The sequence below is a fragment of the Falsiroseomonas oryzae genome (assembly GCF_027856955.1).
Classification (GTDB): Bacteria; Pseudomonadota; Alphaproteobacteria; order Acetobacterales; family Acetobacteraceae; genus Falsiroseomonas; species Falsiroseomonas oryzae.
This window is the reverse complement of record NZ_JAPSMD010000004.1, coordinates 18,688-35,033: the sequence shown is the minus strand read 5'-3', so window position 1 is coordinate 35,033 and position 16,346 is coordinate 18,688. Positions and strand designations below refer to the sequence as shown.

Sequence of the window (16,346 nt, the reverse complement as noted above, 5' to 3'; positions counted from 1 at the left end):
CCAACGGGGAGGCGGGCGTGGGCGTCAGCGTCGAGGTCGAGGACCTGACCGTGTCGTACGGCGCGACGCCGGTGCTGCACCGCGTGTCGGTCGCGGTCGGTGCAGGGGAGTTCGTCGCGCTGCTCGGGCCGTCGGGCTGCGGCAAGACGACCCTGCTGCGCAGCATCGCCGGCTTCGTGAAGCCTTCGGGCGGCGTCATCCGTGCGGGCACGCGCGACATCACCCATGCGCCGCCGGAGCGGCGCGGCGCCGCGATGGTGTTCCAGTCCTATGCGCTGTGGCCGCACATGTCGGTGGCGAAGACCATCGGCTACGGCCTCGCGATCCGCGGCTGGGACAAGGCGCGCATCGCCGCTCGCGTCGAGGAGATGCTGCGCCTCCTGCGGCTTGAGGGCCTCGGCGCCCGGCTGCCGGCGCAGCTCTCTGGCGGGCAGCGGCAGCGCGTGGCGCTGGGCCGCGCGCTGGCCGTGGATCCGGAGATCCTGCTGCTGGACGAGCCGATGTCCAACCTCGATGCCCGCGTGCGGGAAGGCGTGCGTCACGAGTTGCGCGCCCTGCAGCGCGACCTCGGCATCACGGCGATCCATGTCACGCATGACCGCGAGGAGGCGATGATCCTGGCGGACCGCATCGTGATCCTGCACGAAGGCCGCGTGGCGCAGCACGGCTCGCCCGAGGATCTCTGGGCGCGCCCGGCCAGCGCCTATGTCGCGGACTTCCTCGGTGCGACCAACCGCTTGCCCGTGCGCGTGCGCGACGGCATGGCCGAAGGGGCGGAGGGCGAGCCGCCCTTGCGGCTCGATCCGGGCCGGGCGCCGCCCGCAGGCGCTTCGACGCTGCACTTCCGGCCCGAGGAAGCGCGGCTGCTCGCACCGGGCGAGGGGATCGACGGGCTGGTGTTCCACGGCACCGTCGCGCTCTCGGCCTATCCGGGCGGGCGCTGGCGGGCTGCCATCCGCGTCGCCGGCCAGGAGGTGCTGGTGGACGTGCCGGAGCGCGTGGCGCAAGGCGCGGCGGTGCGTCTCGGTATTCCTGCCGCGGCCGCGCATCTCTTCGCCGCAACCGAACCGCAACAGGATCGCCGCGCGGAGGTCACGCCGGCGCACTAACGAACGAACCGCATGGAGGAGGACGCATCATGGACCGCCGCAGCTTCCTGATGGCCAGCGCCGCGCTGGCCACGACACCTGCCCTGGCGCAGCAGCGCGTCACGCTGAACGTGCTGACCGCGGGCGACCAGAACATGGTGGACTACATCACCGACTACCTCGGCCCGCTGTTCCAGCGGCAGAACCCCGGCGTGACGGTGCGTGCGATCGGCACCGGCCCGGGCGACGCCGGCAGCCAGCGCATCTGGGAACGGCTGGAGGCGCAGCGCCGCGCGAACGCGCAGAGCGTGGATGTGGACGTCGCCGTGGTGCACCAGACCATGGCCGGACGCATGGTCAGCGAGGGATTGCTCGCGCGCTTCCGCGAGCAGGCTGCGACCGGCAACCTGGCGACCAGCGCGGTGACCCGCAACGCGCTCGGCCAGAACGTGGACGGCTATGTCATGCCGATGTTCAACAGCCAGGTTGCGATCGCCTTCAACCCGCAGCGCGTACCGAACCCGCCGACCAGCTTCGAGGCGCTGGAGCAGTGGGTGCGGCAGAACCCGCGCCGCTTCGGCTACAACGGCATCCGCGGCGGCATGTCCGGCGTGGGCTTCGTTTTCGGCTGGGCCTATGCCTTCGGCCCCGACCAGCGCCGGCTGATCGAAGGGCCGTTCGACACCGACACCGTCGCCTCCCTCACCCCCGCCTTCCAGCGCCTGCGGGAGTTCAATCGCCACGTCACCATCACCCCCGGCAATGCCGGCACGCTGGATGCGCTGAACCGAGGCGAGATCGACATGGGGCCGGTGTGGATGGACATGTTCTACACCTGGCAGGCGGAAGGCCGCCTCAACCCCGGCTTCCGCCTGGTGCTGCCGGAGAGCGGCCTGCCGGGCCAGCCCATGTACTACGTCATCCCCGCGCGGGCCGCGCATGCCGATGTCGCGCGGCGGTTCGTGGAACTGGCGACCAGCCCGCCGGTGCAGGCGGAAGGGATCGTGCGGCGCTTCAACTGGCTGCCCGGCATCGATGCGCAGCATGTGCGGCAGCACCTGGACCAGCAGACCTGGGACCGGCTGTTCCGCGACATCGGCCCGGACCAGCTGGCGCGCGGCGCCCGACCGATGCCGCAGGCCGACTTCATGCGCGCGCTGCAGGAAGCCTATGAGCGCGTGGTCCTGAACTGAGCCGCGTGCTGCCCTATCTGCTGGTGGCGCCGGCGCTGTTCGTCGTCGGCGCCTTCTTCCTGGTGCCGCTGGGCTTCTCCGTCGTCGGCGCCTTCGAGGGGCCGGCCGGGCCGACGCTGGACAATCTCGGGCGGGCCTTCGGCCTGTACCGGACCGACCTTCTGTTCACTCTGGTCATCGTCGCGGCCTCCACGCTGCTGACCGGGTTGGGCGCGATCGCGATCGGCGGCTATCTCACGCTCGGGCGGAACCGGACCGCGGTGCGCATGCTGGCGGCGATGTATCGCTGGCCGCTCTTCATCCCCTTCATCGTCGCGGCGCAGGCGATGCGCGGCTTCATCGGCCAGAACGGGCTGATGAACAACACGCTGATCTGGATCGGGCTGATGCCGCAGGAGTGGGCGCAGAGCTTCCTGGACTGGCGTGGCATCGTCATCACCTTCGTCTGGAAGCAGCTGCCCTTCGCCACGCTGCTGGTCGCCGGCGCCATGGCGGCGCTGGACCGATCCGGGATCGAGGCGGCGCAGAACCTCGGTGCGGGCCGCCTGCGCATCCTGCTCGGCATCGTGCTGCCGCAGGTCGCGCGCAACGTGATGGTCGCGCTGGTGCTGTCCTTCGTCACCATGATGTCGGTGCTGTCGGTGCCGCTGATGATCAGCGGGCAGAGCCCGACCATGCTGACCGTCGCCATGGCGTGGCGCATCAACTCGCTGGGCGACTATGGCACGGCCAATGCCCTGGGGCTCGTCAGCTGCGTGCTGACCGGGCTGGTCGCCTGGATCTGGCTGCGCCAGGCCGCTCAGGAGAGGGGCGGGCGCGGGCAGGGGGGCGGCGCCACATGAGCCGCGACTCCGTCTTCTGGTGGCTTCCCCGCGGCCTGCTGCTCGGCCTCTTCGCCTTCTTCGTCTTCGGGCCGCTGGTCAACCTGGTGCTGTGGTCCGTGGCGGAGGCGTGGTTCTGGCCGAACCGTTTGCCCAGCCAGTACGGCTTCCGCTTCTGGGAAAGGGTGTTCCGCCCGCAGGGCCAGGCGATGGAGAGCCTGTGGCTGTCCATCTGGATCGCGTCGCTGACCACGCTGCTGTGCCTGGCGGTCTCGGTGCCGGCGGCCTGGGCATTGGCGAAGGCGCGGCTGCGCTGGCGGGCGGCGATCCTGCTGCTGTTCCTGCTGCCGCAGGCCTTCCCGAACCTTCCCGTCTACATCAACGTCGCGCGCATCTTCTTCACCTTCGACCTGAACGGCACGGTCGCGGGCGTGGTGCTGGTGCATGCGGCGCATGGGCTGGTCTACTCGATCTGGATCGCGACGGCCGCCTTCGCCGCGGTGGAGGAGGATGTGGAACTCGCCGCGCGCAACATGGGGGCGGGGCCGCTGACCGCCTTCCGCACGGTGACGCTGCCGCTGGCGGCGCCCGGCATCGCGGCCAGCGCAGTCTTCGTCTTCCTGGAATCGCTCGACGAGTTCACCGCGAGCTACTTCGTCGGCGCGCCGGAGGTGCGCACCCTGCCGCTGCTGCTGTTCAGTGCCGCGGCCGGCGGCAACATGCAGATCGCCGCGATCACCGCGCTGATCCTGCTGGTGCCGAGCGTGCTGTTCATGCTGCTGGTGGAGCGCTTCCTGCGGGCGGAGGTGCTGGCCAAGGTTGGCCGCTGACCGACGCGCGGGTCGGGTCGGACGGCAGGCGTCGCCGCTCGCAGTGCGGCGCCGTGGCCATGGGCTCAGCCGTCCGCGATGACCCGCGCTTCCGCCGCCGTGTCCCGTGCCCGCCTGTGGTCCAGCAGCATCACCACCTGGTGCGGCACGGACCCGTCCGCTGCCAAGGGTGCGATGCGATCGGCGAAGGTCTCGAGCTCCGATGCGGCGGCATGCAGCGCCGCACGCGTCGCCGCGCTCGCCCGCGCACCAGGACGATCGACATGTCGGGCCAGCAGGCAGACGCGTGATGCAAGGCAGTGGCCCTCCACCCATATTTCGAACCACGCGAAGGCGTCGCGGATCCGCGCATGCAGCGCGGGGTCGAGGCCAGGCTCGCCGACGCGCACACGCGCGGAGAGCACCCGCGCTGCCTCCAGCGCCACCGCCTTCTCGCCCATCAGATCTGCCAGTCGCTCTGCGTCCAGGTCCAGGCCGCCATTCCGCTCTGGCGCCCAGGGAATTAGCGCGTCACGTGTCTCCGCCCCCCACCACGCCCGCGCCACGCTGCGCGGCAGCATGCTGTTGTCGGCGGTGACGAAACCGTCCGTATAGGCCGTGGCGCGGACGATCGGCAGCGTGGCCTGCAGGATCGCGGTGAGCCAGGTGGCGGTGCCTGGGTCATGGCCATGGGCCGCCAGCCAGCGGCCGCAAGCCGTCTCCGCGCTGCAGGACTCGCCGCGCAGCAGCGCGGCCGCGCCGATCAGGTTCACCTCTGCGAGGTTGTCCAGCGCATCGAGATCGTTGATGCGCTCCCATTCCATGCGCAGGATCGCGCCGGCGGCCCCTTGCGCACGCCAGCGGGGCACGCGTCCGGCCAGGTCGTCCAGGACCAGGCAGGGCATGATCCCCCAGCCGAAGAACTGGCCCAGGCAGTCATACTCCACCCATTGCGGACGGTCCTGCAGGACGCCGAGTGCCGGATTGTCCGGGAAGGTCACGTAGAAATCATGCGGCATCGCCTTGATGCAGAAGATGACCTCCTGCGGAGCCCGGCGCATCGCGGCGACCAGCGGCCGGTGATCCTCCGGCTTGTAGGCGAAGTCGCGCACCGCCAGGCGGCGGCCGCGCCGCGTGACGGGGCCGTGCATGGCAGCGATGATCCTTCCATACCAGGCCTCCAGCGGCTCGGCGGCGCAGAGCGCGCAGCGGCAGCGGTTCTGGGCGCGCGAGGCACGGCTTTCCTGCGAGCCGAAGCTGACGATGATGCCGGCAAGGCCGGGGAAGTCGCCGAGCAGCTCATCCGTCTTTGCCGCGATGTACTCTGCCCAGAAGGGCTCGGTGGGGCAGACGGCGCCAGCCTTGAACAGCTCCGGGCGCAGGGCGAGGACCTCGTCGGAGAAGCCGATCTCCTTGACGTTCACCCAGGTCTCCGCGCCCGCGGCGCACGCCTGGGCAATGACGCTCTCCAGATAGGCGCGGTTGTTGAAGATCGCGTTCTCGCCGCGTCGGCTCGGGGCATCGCGCCACAGGGCGTAGGGGTCGAAGCAGCTGCGCGGATAGACGACCTGGTGCACGAGGTCGCTTTCGTGCAGCACCAGCGCGTTCAGCCCCTGCGCCTGCATGAATTGCAAGGCCCGGGCGACGCGGTCGCGTCGCCAGATCGCATGGCCGTGCAGCTCGAGCGCGCGGAACGGGAACGGTGCCGCGGTCGGCGTGCCGGGCTGCATGACGGGCTGCTCCTCCTTCCGGCAGGTGCGACGTCGCACGCCCGGCCGGATCCGCTGGCGGCAGGCTACACCGCGATGCAGGGTGCGCAAGGCGCGCATCGCAGGCGGTTGACAGGGCCGACCTGCCGCAAGCACGCTCCGCCGGACGGCAGCGCCAGAAGGCCGACGCCGAAAAGGGGAGGGAACCACGATGATCGAGCGTCGTCGCGCCCTGGCAGGTGCAGCAGCCCTGCTCTCCGTCGCACCGCGCGTCGCCATGGCGCAGGCCTATCCGAGCCGGCCGATGCGACTGATCGTGCCCTTCGCGCCGGGCGGCAGCACGGACATCATCGGCCGGTTCCTGGCGCGCGAGGCCGGGCAGCTGCTCGGCCAGCCGATCGTCGTCGAGAACAGGCCCGGAGCCGGCGCGATGATCGGCCTGAACGAACTCGTGCAGGCGCGGCCGGACGGCTACACGATCGGCATGACCAACAGCGGCATGGTGTTCCAGCCGCTCTATGGCCACGCCCGCTTCAACTACGCCACGGAGCTGCAGGCGATTGCCCAGGTGGGCGAGATCCCCTTTGTCTTCGCGGTCAAGGCAGATGCGCCGTGGCGCACCTTGACCGAACTGGTGGAGTGGTCGCGCGCCCGTCCGGGCCAGTTGATGTACGGCATCACCGGCTACGGAAACACGTCTCATATCGGGCCGGAGAAGCTGCGTCTCGCGGCCAACCTGCAGATCGAGGCGGTGAACTTCCCTGGCGGGGGCCCTTTGATCGCCTCGCTGCTGGGCGGGCATATCCACGCCATCTCCAACAACCCGGTCGATCTGCGCGACCAGATCCGCAACGGCAATGTGCGCGTGCTGTGCGCCTTCGCCGAGAACCGGCTTGAAGACCCGTCGCTGCGCGACATCCCGACTGCGCGCGAGTTCGGCTACGACATCGTCGTGACGCTGTGGCAGGGTGTCGGCGCGCCGCGGGGCATGCCGGAACAGATCATACAGCGTCTCGACACAGCCTTCGGCGAGCTGCTGAACACCCCCGCCGCGCAGGCGGCGGTGCGCGAATACGGGCTGCAGCCCCGCTACCTGAACGCCGCCGCCTTCCAGCGGAAATGGGTGGAGGACCAGCAGCGTCAGCTCCAGACCATCACCGAGACCGGCATCATCGAGGTGGTGCGGCGACAGACGCGGTAGCGGCGGCGTTCACCGTGGACGGAGACGGATCGCCCGACTTCGGCTTCCGCGCGCTGGAGTTCCATTCCCATCGCATGTGGCAATGGGCCCAGGTGGAGCGCGCGCTGGGCCTGATGCAGAAGCTCGACCTGAACGCCCTGGTGTTCCACCAGAACGACATGGTCGAGCATCTCGTCTTTCCCGAGGCATGGTTCCCCGACGCCTATCTGTGGAAGCGCAACCCGGTCCGGCTGCACTCCGTCCACCAGAACCGCCACTACATCAACACCGTCATCCGGGCCTGCGCGGCGCGCGGCATCGCCTTCTACCTGGAAGTGAAGGAGATATCCTTCGCTGACGGCCTGCTTGAGTTGAAGCCGGAACTCCGGCGGGCAGACGGCACGGTGGACCCGGCTGATCCGTTCTGGTGGCGCTTCCTGGAGGCGAAGTACCGCGAGCTGCTGGCGGCCGTACCTGGCCTCGCGGGCGTGATCGTCAGCCCCGGCACGCGGGAGAGCAAGGTCTCCATCGCCACGCACAGCGCCGATATCGACGCGACGGAGTGGTATGCTCGGCTGCTGGGTGCGATGCATGCGCCGCTGGCGGAACTCGGACGCACCCTGGCGGTGCGCGACTTCTCCTACACCGCCGACCAGCAGAGCCGGATGATCGAGGCCGCGGGACGCGTCTCCTCCGACATCGTCGTCAGCCTGAAGAACACGCCGCACGACTACTACCCGACCTTCCCGACCAATCCGCGCATCGGCCATTGCGGCCCGCACCGGCAATGGGTGGAGTTCGACACCTGGGGCCAGTTCTTCGGCCTCGGCACCTTTCCCGTGAGCGTCGTGGAGGACATGCAGAGGCGGATGCGCGAGTGCCGGGCGAAGGGGGTGGAGGGCATCTCGCTGCGGACGGATTGGGAAGTCATCACGGATTGCGGTGCGCTGAACGGGCCGAACCTGCTGAATGTCTTCGCGGGCAGCATGCTGGCGCGGCGGGTCGAACGAGACCTGCGCGAGGTGTACGATGCGTGGGCGGCCCATGGGCTGCTCTCTCCGCTGCGCACGGCGTCGCAGAACCAGGACCCGGCGATCGCCACCGCATCGGACGCGCCGCGTCGGCTGGAGGCGTTCATGAAGGCGTCCTGGTCCGTGATGGAGAAGGCGGCCTATGTGCGCGGCCACCTGTTCCACGAGGACGACCAGTACCCGGAGTCGCTGGACAAGGCCTTCGCGATGCTGGTGGAGATCCACGGCCGCGACGAGTGGGAGCCGGGCGCGTCGCGCCTGCTCGAGCCGACGCCCGGGAACATCGCGGCGATCCTGGCGGAGAAGCGGGCGGCGATGGAGGAGGTAGGGCAACTGCCGGCGATCCTCTCCGCCGGCGCGCTCGGGCTGCCGGCGGAGATGGTGGCGGAGCTCGGTACGATGCTGGAGCTCTACGCCCTATGGGTCGAGGGCTTCGAGCATTGCGCGCGCACGGTCTTCCTCGCGCGCCGCGCCGAGGTTACGCGCGATCCGGGGGATGCGGCCGCCGCCGCGGCAACGCTGCCGCCGCTGCGTGCGTTCTGCGCGCGGGTCGCACAGCGGATGCAGGACACGGCCTTCCCGCATTACGTGTATTGGCTGATGGACGAGCGCCGGCTGCTGTCGCTGGCAGACGACGTGGCGCGCCGCCTCGCGGCGATCGGGTCCGCGCGCGCATGAGTGCCGGCGCGCCGGCCTTCCGCGTGCGCGCGCTCGAGATGCACAGCCGCTTCGTCTGGGATTTCGACCGGGTGCGGCGTTCGCTGGACTTCATCGCCGAGCAGGGCATGACGGCGCTGGTCCTGCACCGCAACGATATCGTGGACCGCATCGTCTGGCCCGGGCGGTATTTCGGCGCCGCCCCGAACGCGGCCAGCATCTTCGAACGCTACCGCGACAGCTTCCGCACGCTCTACAGGTACACGCCCACACGCCGCAGCGGGCCTTACCACCGGCGCGAATACCTGCGGCGCGTCGTCGAACTCGCGGCGCGGCAGGGCACCGAGGTCTGGTTCCAGAACAAGGAGCTCTTCTTCCACGAGATCTTCCTGGAGCTGCGGCCCGAACTCACCAAGGGCGGGGCCCTGTGCCCCAACGAGCCCTTCTGGTTCGACTTCGTGGAGACGAAATACGTTGAGCTGTTCCAGGAGCTGCCCGGCCTGGCCGGCGTGGTGACGGCGCCCGGCACGGGCGAGAGCCGCCTGTCCATCACGGCGAACCGGTGCCGCTGCGAGCTCTGCGCGGCGGCAAGCCCGCGCGGCTGGTACTCCCGCCTGATCGCCGCGATGCATCGCCCGATCGCGGCGGCGGGAAAGTCGCTGGTGATCCGCGACTTCGTCTTCAGCAGGCGTGCGCAGGAGGACCTGGCCGCCGCCTTCGAGGCGATGCCCGCCGATATCGCCGTCAGCCTGAAGAACACGCCGCACGACTACTACCCGAGCTTCCCCGACAATCCCCGCATCGGGCGCGTCGGGGCGCGACGGCAGTGGCTCGAATTCGACTGCATGGGCCAGTATTTCGGCTGGGGCATCGCGCCGGCGATCCTGATCGAGGACTGGCGCGGCCGGCTGGATCGTGCGCGTGCCGCCGGCGTGGACGGGCTGGTGTTCCGCACGGACTGGGAGAGCCTGGACAGCCACAGCGCGTTCCACACGCCGAACATGGCGAACCTGCATGCGGGCGCGATGCTGGGGCGGGATCCCGCGATGCCGGCCGCCGCGATCTATGCGGAGTGGATGGCACGCGCCGGCATGCTGGATCCCGACACGCCCGTGCACCGCGCCGCCTGCGGTGCCTGGGCGGAACGCCTGCTCGGCCGAAGCTGGGACGCGGTGGGCGGCACGCTCTACGCCCGGGGCTGCGTCCTGAACGACAGCAGCACCCTGCCCGTTGGCTTCGACCATGCCTGGTGGCTGGCGGAGGAGAAGAACAGCCTCGCCGACTGGGATCCGTCAAAGTCCGGGGCGCTGGCACCCACGGCCGAAGCCCTGCACGCCGTTCTGACCGAGCGGGAGGAGGCGCTCGCCATCCATGACGCGGCGGCGGCGGCGCTGGACGATCCGCCGTCCGGCCTGCGGACGGAGGCGCTGGACGGGTTGCGGCGGCACTTCGCCATCGCACGGCGCTACCTCCGCGGCTTCGCCGGCGCGACGCGCGCGCTGACGCTGGCGCGATTCCTCTCCGTGCCCCAGCCGGAGGAGGCAGCGCGGGAGGCCCGTGCGCGGCTGGAAGCAAGCCTCGCGGAACTGCTCGACCTGGCCGCCGAGTTCCGCGCCTTCGAGGCGACCGACCTGCGCCCAGTAGTCTACACGCTGCTCAGCGCGGAGCGCCTGCTGACGCTCCACGACGACCTTGTCGCGCGCCTCAGCCCGCGATCGCCCTGAGTGTGCACACCGAAGGTGGGTACGGCGAAGGGCGTGAATCGCGAGGCGAGAGAAGCTGGACCGGCGTAGCCCTGAACGCAGTCAGGGCTACGCCGGTCTAGGACGGGCGGCCCAGGCGCCTGACGAGCCAGAAGCCGAGCAGCGTGACCGGGGCGAGGTGCCCGAAGGCCAGCGCCCACCTCAGCACTGCATCGGGGCCGGCAAGGTCCAGCGCGACGCCGACGCCGATCGGTCCCAGGAAGCCCCCGGCATAGCCGCACATGCTGTGCAGCCCCATCGTCGCGCCGCGGCGCTCCCGCTCCGCCGCCTGCACCGTGCCTGCGGTCAGCGCGGAGCTGTCCAGGTAGATCGCAGCGTTCCAGGCCAGCACGCACAGCGCCGCGAGCGGCGCGGACACCAGCACGGAGAAACCGGCGACGACGGACAGCAGCGCCGCCGCGGCCATCGCCGCGGCGACGACGCGCGCCCGGCCGAACCGCTGGGCGGTCTCGTTGCCGAAGACTGACACCGCGACGCCCAGCAGCCCCGCCGCGGTGAACAGGCCGTTGGCGCCAGGCAGCCATCCCGGTGCGCCATGCAGCAGGATCGCCGCCGTGAGGAAGGTGACGCCCCAGGCGCGCAAGGCGCCGAGTTCCCAGGTATGTACCGTGTAGCCGGCGATCCACGCCATGGCCGCGCGATTGCGCAGCACCGGGCGGAAATCCAGCAATGCGCTCGCCGGCGCCGCGCGATGCGTGACAGAGGCCGGCATGACCGCCACCCCGATCGCGAAGGCCGCCACGGCACAGGCGCCGCCGAACAGGAACGCCGCCTCCGCGCCCGCTGCCGCATCCAGCGCGCCGGCCACCGCGAAGGAGACGGCGCCGGCGATCCCGACGCCCGCGGCGTGCCAGGAGACGGCGCGCGATTGCGCTGCACCCTCCAGCCGGTCGGCGAGGACCTTCAACCCCGGCATGTAGCAGCCGGCCCAGCCGATGCCGGCCAGCGCGCGCAGCGGCAGCGCGCTCCAGAATCCATCCGCGACGAGCGCGAAGCCGAGATGCGACAGCGCCGTCGCGCCCGCGCCCACCATGTAGACGCGGCGCGCGGGCACGCGGTCCGTCAGCGCGACCAGGATGGGCACGGCCGCGACATAGGCGGCGAAGAAGGCGCCGACGAGCCAGCCCGCCTCCGTCGCGGAGAGCGACCAGCGATCCATGTAGCCCGGCAGCAGCGCGGGCAGGCTGAAGGCGCCGATCTGCACCAGCACCTGGGCGATGACGACGGCCGCGATGAACCGGGCGTCGGTCACGACGAGGGGAGTGCGTTGTCCACCCGCCGAGCCTACCAGCTGTCGCGGCCCGCCGTGGAGTCGCGCGCCTGCACCCGCTCAGCCCAGGCTCTCGGCGTGAATCCGGGCGCGCTTGCCGGCCGGGCTGTTCACAACCGGCTGCAGCGGCGCCGCATGGGCGGCGGCTGCGCGCCGCGTGGCGCTCACCTCGGCGTAGAGCGTGCTGCGCTGCCGCGGTGTGCGGCCGGCCTGGCGGATCAGGCGCTCCATCGCCGCCGGCGGCAGCTCCTGCCCATGCGCTGCGCCAGCGGCGCGGGAGATGCTCTCGTTCATCAGCGTGCCGCCGAGATCGTCGGCGCCGGCCGCCAGCATCGCCGCCGCGCCATCCGGCGAGAGCTTCACCCACGACGCCTGGATGTGCGGGATGGCGCCGTGCAGCGCGATACGGGCGACCGCATGCATCAGCACAGCCTCCCGCCAGGTCGGGCCACGCCGCGCCAGGCTCTTGCGGTAGAGCGGCGCCTCCGCCGCAACGAAGGGCAGCGGCACGAATTCGGTAAAGCCGCCGCTGCGCTGCTGCTGCGCGCGCAGTCGCAGCAGGTGCCGCACCCAGTGCACCGGCCGCTCCGCATGGCCGAACATGATCGTCGTGGTGCTGCGGAGCCCGACGGCATGCGCGGACTCCATCACGGCGAACCACTCGTCCGTGCGAAGCTTGTCCGGACAGATCAGGGCACGCACTTCGTCGTCCAGGATTTCCGCGGCGGTGCCGGGCAGGCTGCCGAGGCCGGCATCCCGCAGGCGCGACAGATAGTCGCGCAGGTCCAGCCCGAGGGTGCGCGCGCCCTGCGTGATCTCCAGCGGCGAGAAGGCGTGGACGTGCATCTCCGGCACGGCCTCCTTCACCGCGCGCAGGATGGCGAGGTAGGTGGCGCCGGTGTAGTCGGGGTGGATGCCGCCCTGCAGGCAGACCTCGGTGGCGCCGCGTGCCCAGGCCTCCTCCGCGCGGCGGGCGATCTCCTCGAGGTCGAGATCGTAGGGACGGCCGCGCAGGTCAGCGTGGCCGCGCCCCTTGGAGAAGGCGCAGAAGCCGCAGGCGTAGGTGCACAGGTTGGTGTAGTTGATGTTGCGATTGACGGCGTAGGTCACCACGTCCCCGCAGGCCTCGGCGCGCAGTGCGTCGGCGGTGGCCACCACCGCGTCGAGATCCCGGCCGCGTGCGTCGAAGAGGGTGAGGAGGTCGTCCGCGTCGGCGCTCTCGCCGCGTCGCGCTGCGTGCAGCAGTCGCGCGATCGGCGTGCGATGACGCGGCACGGCGCGAGGCGGCGTGCCGGCGCCGGTCACCCATCCATCCTCCCGCGCCAGCCCCGTGGCATCGGACTGACGCAGGACAGCGCCGCGCATGGCCGGATCCAGCCAGCGCGTGGGCTGCGCCGCCCAGGCCGGATAGATGGCCAGGCGTTCCACGAGCTCGTGCCCCGCCGCCTCCGTTGCGGCGCGCAGCCGGTCGAGATGCGGCCAGGGGCGTTCCGGGTTCACGTGGTCGGGCGTGACGGCCGAGACGCCGCCCCAGTCGTTGATGCCGGCGCCGAGCAGCGCCGCCAGGCCGTCCGGCGACAGGTTCGGCGGCGCCTGGATGTTCGCCTCCGCACCCAGCAGCAGGCGCGCGACGGCGATGGTCCAGCGCAGCTCCTCCAGCGTCGCGTCGGGGGCGGCGGCCATGCGGGTGCCCGGCTTGGCGCGGAAGTTCTGCACGATGACTTCCTGCAGATGGCCGTGACGCGCGTGCAGCTCGCGCAGCGCCAGCAGCGCCTCGATCCGCTCGCGCCGCGTCTCGCCGATGCCGATCAGGATGCCGGAGGTGAAGGGCACGGCAGCCTCGCCGGCCGCGGCGATCGTCGCCAGCCGCGCCGCGGGATGCTTGTCCGGGCTGCCGAAATGCGGGCCGCCGCGGGCCGAGAGCCGCTCCGACGCGCTCTCCAGCATCACGCCCATGGAGGCGGAGACGGGCCTCAGCGCCGCCAGCTCCTCCTGCGCCATCACGCCGGGGTTGAGATGGGGCAGCAATCCGGTTTCGCGCAGCACCAGCCCCGCGGCGTGCCGGAGATAGTCCAGCGTGGAGGCGAAGCCCCGCGCGGCGAGCCAGTCCCGCGCGACGTCCCAGCGCGCCTCCGGCCGGTCGCCCAGGGTGAACAGCGCTTCCTTGCAGCCGGCAGCCGCACCGGCGCGCGCGACGGAGAGCACGGCCTCGTCGTCGAGGAAGGGGGCTTCGCCGGCGTGCGGCGGATGGGCGAAGGTGCAGTAGTGGCAGACGTCGCGGCACAGCTGCGTCAGCGGGATGAAGACCTTGCGCGACCAGGTCACGCGCCGGCCGTGCCCGGCATCGCGCAGCGCCGCGGCCTCGGCGCAGAGGGCGTCGATGTCGGTGCGCCCGGCCAGGGCCAGCGCGGCGTCCGGCGTCATGATGGCATGTCCTGGAGTTGCGGCGCGCTGGCTGCCGCCAGCAGCGCATGCGCGCGGGTGGTCGGCGCCCTGCGTAGCAAGGCGGCCAGATCGGCCGGATGGTCGATGTCGAGTGCGAGCCCCGGCAGGTCCAGGGTGCGCGGCGCGATGCCGGCGGCACGGGCCGCCGCCAGGTGCGGCGCGAAGCTGTCGTCGCCGAAGCGCAGCGGAACCGCACCGGGCGGCGAAACCACCACGCAGTTCGATCCCATCCGGTCATGCGACGGCACGATGGTGAAGGCAGGCGGCGCGCCATGCGCGTCCAGCACCGCCGCGATCTCCGCCGGCGTCACGCAGGGCACGTCGAGCGGGAGCGCCAGTACGCCCGCGGCATCCTCCGCCGCCAGGCGCCGCGTGCCGGCCAGGACAGCGCCGGTGTGGCCGTCCAGCGCGCCGTCCTGGATCACGCGCGCGCCGTAGCGTTCAGCCAGGGCGGCGGCAGCAGGGTCGGCCGTCACCACGGTGATGCCGGCAAGGCCGGGCGTGGCCGCCAGCGCGGCCAGCACGTCCTCGGCCATCGCCAGGGCAAGGCGGGCGCGCATCTCGGCGGACAGCGCGCGGGCCAGGCGCTGCTTGGCCTGCGCCACCAGCTTGATGGGCAGAAGGGCGTGGACCCCGCTCATCGCCGCGGGCCGATGCTGCGTGCCATGTCCAGCACCTCGCGCGCCAGGGCGATGCGATCGTCCAGGCTGACCATCAGCGTCCGCGTGGCGCGCACCGGCAGCGGCGCCAGTGCCGCGGCGGCTGCGGCGTCCTGCGAATCGACCACGTAGCCCGACAGCCGCTCGCCGTAGTGGCGTGCGACCGCCGTTGCGCTGACCTCCAGCCCGAAGCCGGCCAGCATGCGCGCAGTGGGGCCCTTCACCGCCTGCCCCGCGATGATCGGCGAGACGGCGATCACCGGCGCCCGGCAGCCGTGCAGCGCCGCACGCAGCCATGGCATGGCCAGCATGGGGTCGATGCTGATGAAGGGATTGGAGGGGCAGAGAACCACCGCACCGAGCTCCGTATCGGCCAGGGCGGCAAGCACGGCATCGGACGGCCGCGCCGCCTCGGCGCCGGCGAAGTCGAGCGCGGTGACCGCGGGCTCCGCCCGGCGGCCCACGAACCAGGGCTGGAACTCCATCCAGCCCTGCGCCGTCTTCAAGCGCGTGCGGACCGGGTCGTCGGACATCGGCAGCAGCGTCGCGGCAATGCCGAACCGCGCAGCCAGGTCGCTCATCACAGCGGTCAGCGTCTCGCCTGCGCGGAGCCGGCTGGTGCGCAGCAGATGCGTCGCCAGGTCGCGGTCGCCCAGCTGGAACCAGTCCGGTCCGCCCAGCTCCGCCAGCGCTGCCATGCAGCCCCAGCTTTCCCCCGCACGGCCCCAGCCGCGTTCCGCATCGGCCCGGCCGCCCAGGGTGTAGAGCAGCGTATCGAGATCCGGGCAGACCAGCAGCCCCAGGTGCTCGAAATCGTCGGCGGTGTTCGCGACGACGGTCAGCTCACGGGGCCCCAGCGCATGCATCAGGCCAAGCGCCAGCTTCGCCCCGCCGATTCCGCCGGAGAGCGCGACGACCTTCACCGGAACAGGTCCTCCTCCTGCGGACGCAGCAGCGCGCCCACGCCGCTCTCGGCGGCCTCCCAGTCGAGGCCCTGGACAAGCACCGCGGGCCGGCCCTCCGCTGCCTCGCCGGTCAGCAGCGCGGCAGCGCTGGCCACCTGGTCGGCGAAGCCGACGGTCGTGATCTCCAGCGGACGCCCGGCGCGATCGGGCTGGCCGCGCAGGTCCAGCAGCGCCGGCATCCCCGCGACACCGATCGCGGTGCCGACGGAGCCCCGGCGCCACGCGCGCCCGAAGCTGTCGCTGACGATGACGGCTGGTGCGGTGCCCAGCCGCTCGGCGAGCCCGTCGCGCAGTCGTGCGGCGGAGGCATCCGGGTCCTGTGGCAGCAGCAGCGCCGTCCCGGGGTCCGCGACATTGGACTGGTCCACGCCGGCATTCGCCATGACGAAGCCCAGACGATGCTCCACCACCAGCACGCGCGGCGCGGCGCGGACGACGCGGCGAGATTCCGACAGGATCACCTCCACCAGCCGCGCATCCTTGCCCGTCCGGTCGGCGAGCTCGACCGCCTGCGGGGAGGGAAGGACGTCGGCCAGTCGCACGACGCGGCCCTCTGCCTTCGAGACGATCTTCTGAGCCACCACCAGCACGTCCTGCCGCGCGACCCTCAGCGCCTGGCGTCGCAGCGCCTCGGCCAAGAGACCCGCAAGATCGGCGCCGCGCGTGATCTCCGGCAGGCCCGGCAGGGCGGTGGCGGCCAGCGACGTCGCCCGCATGGTCAGCGGGGGCGTGGCACGGTCGTGGGGACGGTCGCGC

The 16,346-nt window shown here is 71.6% G+C and carries 13 protein-coding genes; 7 read left to right on the top strand and 6 right to left on the bottom strand.

Annotated features, from left to right (window positions below; translation table 11 throughout):
• Positions 1-17: 17 nt before the first annotated feature.
• The 4 genes from OZN99_RS01255 to OZN99_RS01240 are packed head-to-tail and all read left to right on the top strand — an operon-like array spanning position 18 to position 3,932.
• Positions 18-1,109, top strand: coding sequence for an ABC transporter ATP-binding protein (locus OZN99_RS01255; protein WP_270933346.1), 1,092 nt, complete (start codon positions 18-20; stop codon positions 1,107-1,109).
• Between the two features lie 29 nt (positions 1,110-1,138).
• Positions 1,139-2,281: an extracellular solute-binding protein gene (locus OZN99_RS01250; RefSeq protein ID WP_270933345.1), complete on the top strand. Its 1,143-nt coding sequence runs from the start codon at positions 1,139-1,141 to the stop codon at positions 2,279-2,281.
• Positions 2,282-2,286: 5 nt separating this feature from the next.
• Complete coding sequence (locus OZN99_RS01245) at positions 2,287-3,123, top strand: ABC transporter permease (RefSeq protein ID WP_270933344.1); 837 nt, start codon at positions 2,287-2,289, stop codon at positions 3,121-3,123.
• A complete protein-coding gene (locus tag OZN99_RS01240; RefSeq protein WP_270933343.1) occupies positions 3,120-3,932 on the top strand; it encodes an ABC transporter permease in 813 nt (270 codons plus the stop codon). Before OZN99_RS01245 ends, OZN99_RS01240 begins: the two co-directional genes overlap by 4 nt.
• Positions 3,933-3,997: 65 nt before the next feature.
• Here OZN99_RS01240 and OZN99_RS01235 read toward each other — a convergent pair whose 3' ends face one another.
• Positions 3,998-5,680 (bottom strand): hypothetical protein, encoded by a 1,683-nt coding sequence (locus tag OZN99_RS01235; RefSeq protein WP_270933342.1) that lies wholly within the window; start codon positions 5,678-5,680, stop codon positions 3,998-4,000.
• A gap of 151 nt (positions 5,681-5,831) precedes the next feature.
• On the opposite strand from OZN99_RS01235, the gene OZN99_RS01230 reads away from it, so the two are divergent.
• Genes OZN99_RS01230 through OZN99_RS01220 form a run of 3 tightly spaced genes read left to right on the top strand, consistent with a single transcriptional unit; the run spans position 5,832 to position 10,212 of the window.
• Positions 5,832-6,821 (top strand): Bug family tripartite tricarboxylate transporter substrate binding protein, encoded by a 990-nt coding sequence (locus tag OZN99_RS01230; RefSeq protein ID WP_270933341.1) that lies wholly within the window; start codon positions 5,832-5,834, stop codon positions 6,819-6,821.
• 14 nt (positions 6,822-6,835) lie between these two features.
• Complete coding sequence (locus OZN99_RS01225) at positions 6,836-8,509, top strand: hypothetical protein (RefSeq protein ID WP_270933340.1); 1,674 nt, start codon at positions 6,836-6,838, stop codon at positions 8,507-8,509.
• The gene (locus tag OZN99_RS01220; RefSeq protein WP_270933339.1) at positions 8,506-10,212 is read left to right on the top strand and encodes a hypothetical protein; all 1,707 of its coding nucleotides are present in this window, start codon (positions 8,506-8,508) and stop codon (positions 10,210-10,212) included. The genes OZN99_RS01225 and OZN99_RS01220 overlap by 4 nt, the downstream gene beginning before the upstream one ends.
• 97 nt (positions 10,213-10,309) lie before the next feature.
• On the opposite strand, the gene OZN99_RS01215 is transcribed toward OZN99_RS01220, so the two are convergent.
• The 5 genes from OZN99_RS01215 to cofE all read right to left on the bottom strand — a co-directional run bounded on the left by OZN99_RS01215 (position 10,310) and on the right by cofE (position 16,306).
• The gene (locus tag OZN99_RS01215; RefSeq protein WP_270933338.1) at positions 10,310-11,503 is read right to left on the bottom strand and encodes an MFS transporter; all 1,194 of its coding nucleotides are present in this window, start codon (positions 11,501-11,503) and stop codon (positions 10,310-10,312) included.
• Between the two features lie 78 nt (positions 11,504-11,581).
• Positions 11,582-13,945, bottom strand: coding sequence for a 5-amino-6-(D-ribitylamino)uracil--L-tyrosine 4-hydroxyphenyl transferase CofH (cofH, locus tag OZN99_RS01210; protein WP_270933337.1), 2,364 nt, complete (start codon positions 13,943-13,945; stop codon positions 11,582-11,584).
• On the bottom strand, positions 13,942-14,607 hold the full coding sequence (gene cofC, locus OZN99_RS01205) for a 2-phospho-L-lactate guanylyltransferase (RefSeq protein ID WP_270933336.1): 666 nt from the start codon (positions 14,605-14,607) through the stop codon (positions 13,942-13,944). The genes cofH and cofC overlap by 4 nt, the downstream gene beginning before the upstream one ends.
• Entirely contained in the window at positions 14,604-15,548 is a 945-nt protein-coding gene (gene cofD, locus OZN99_RS01200; RefSeq protein ID WP_270933335.1) for a 2-phospho-L-lactate transferase, read from the bottom strand. Before cofD ends, cofC begins: the two co-directional genes overlap by 4 nt.
• Positions 15,545-16,306 (bottom strand): coenzyme F420-0:L-glutamate ligase, encoded by a 762-nt coding sequence (gene cofE / locus OZN99_RS01195; protein ID WP_270933334.1) that lies wholly within the window; start codon positions 16,304-16,306, stop codon positions 15,545-15,547. The genes cofD and cofE overlap by 4 nt, the downstream gene beginning before the upstream one ends.
• Positions 16,307-16,346 lie beyond the last annotated feature (40 nt).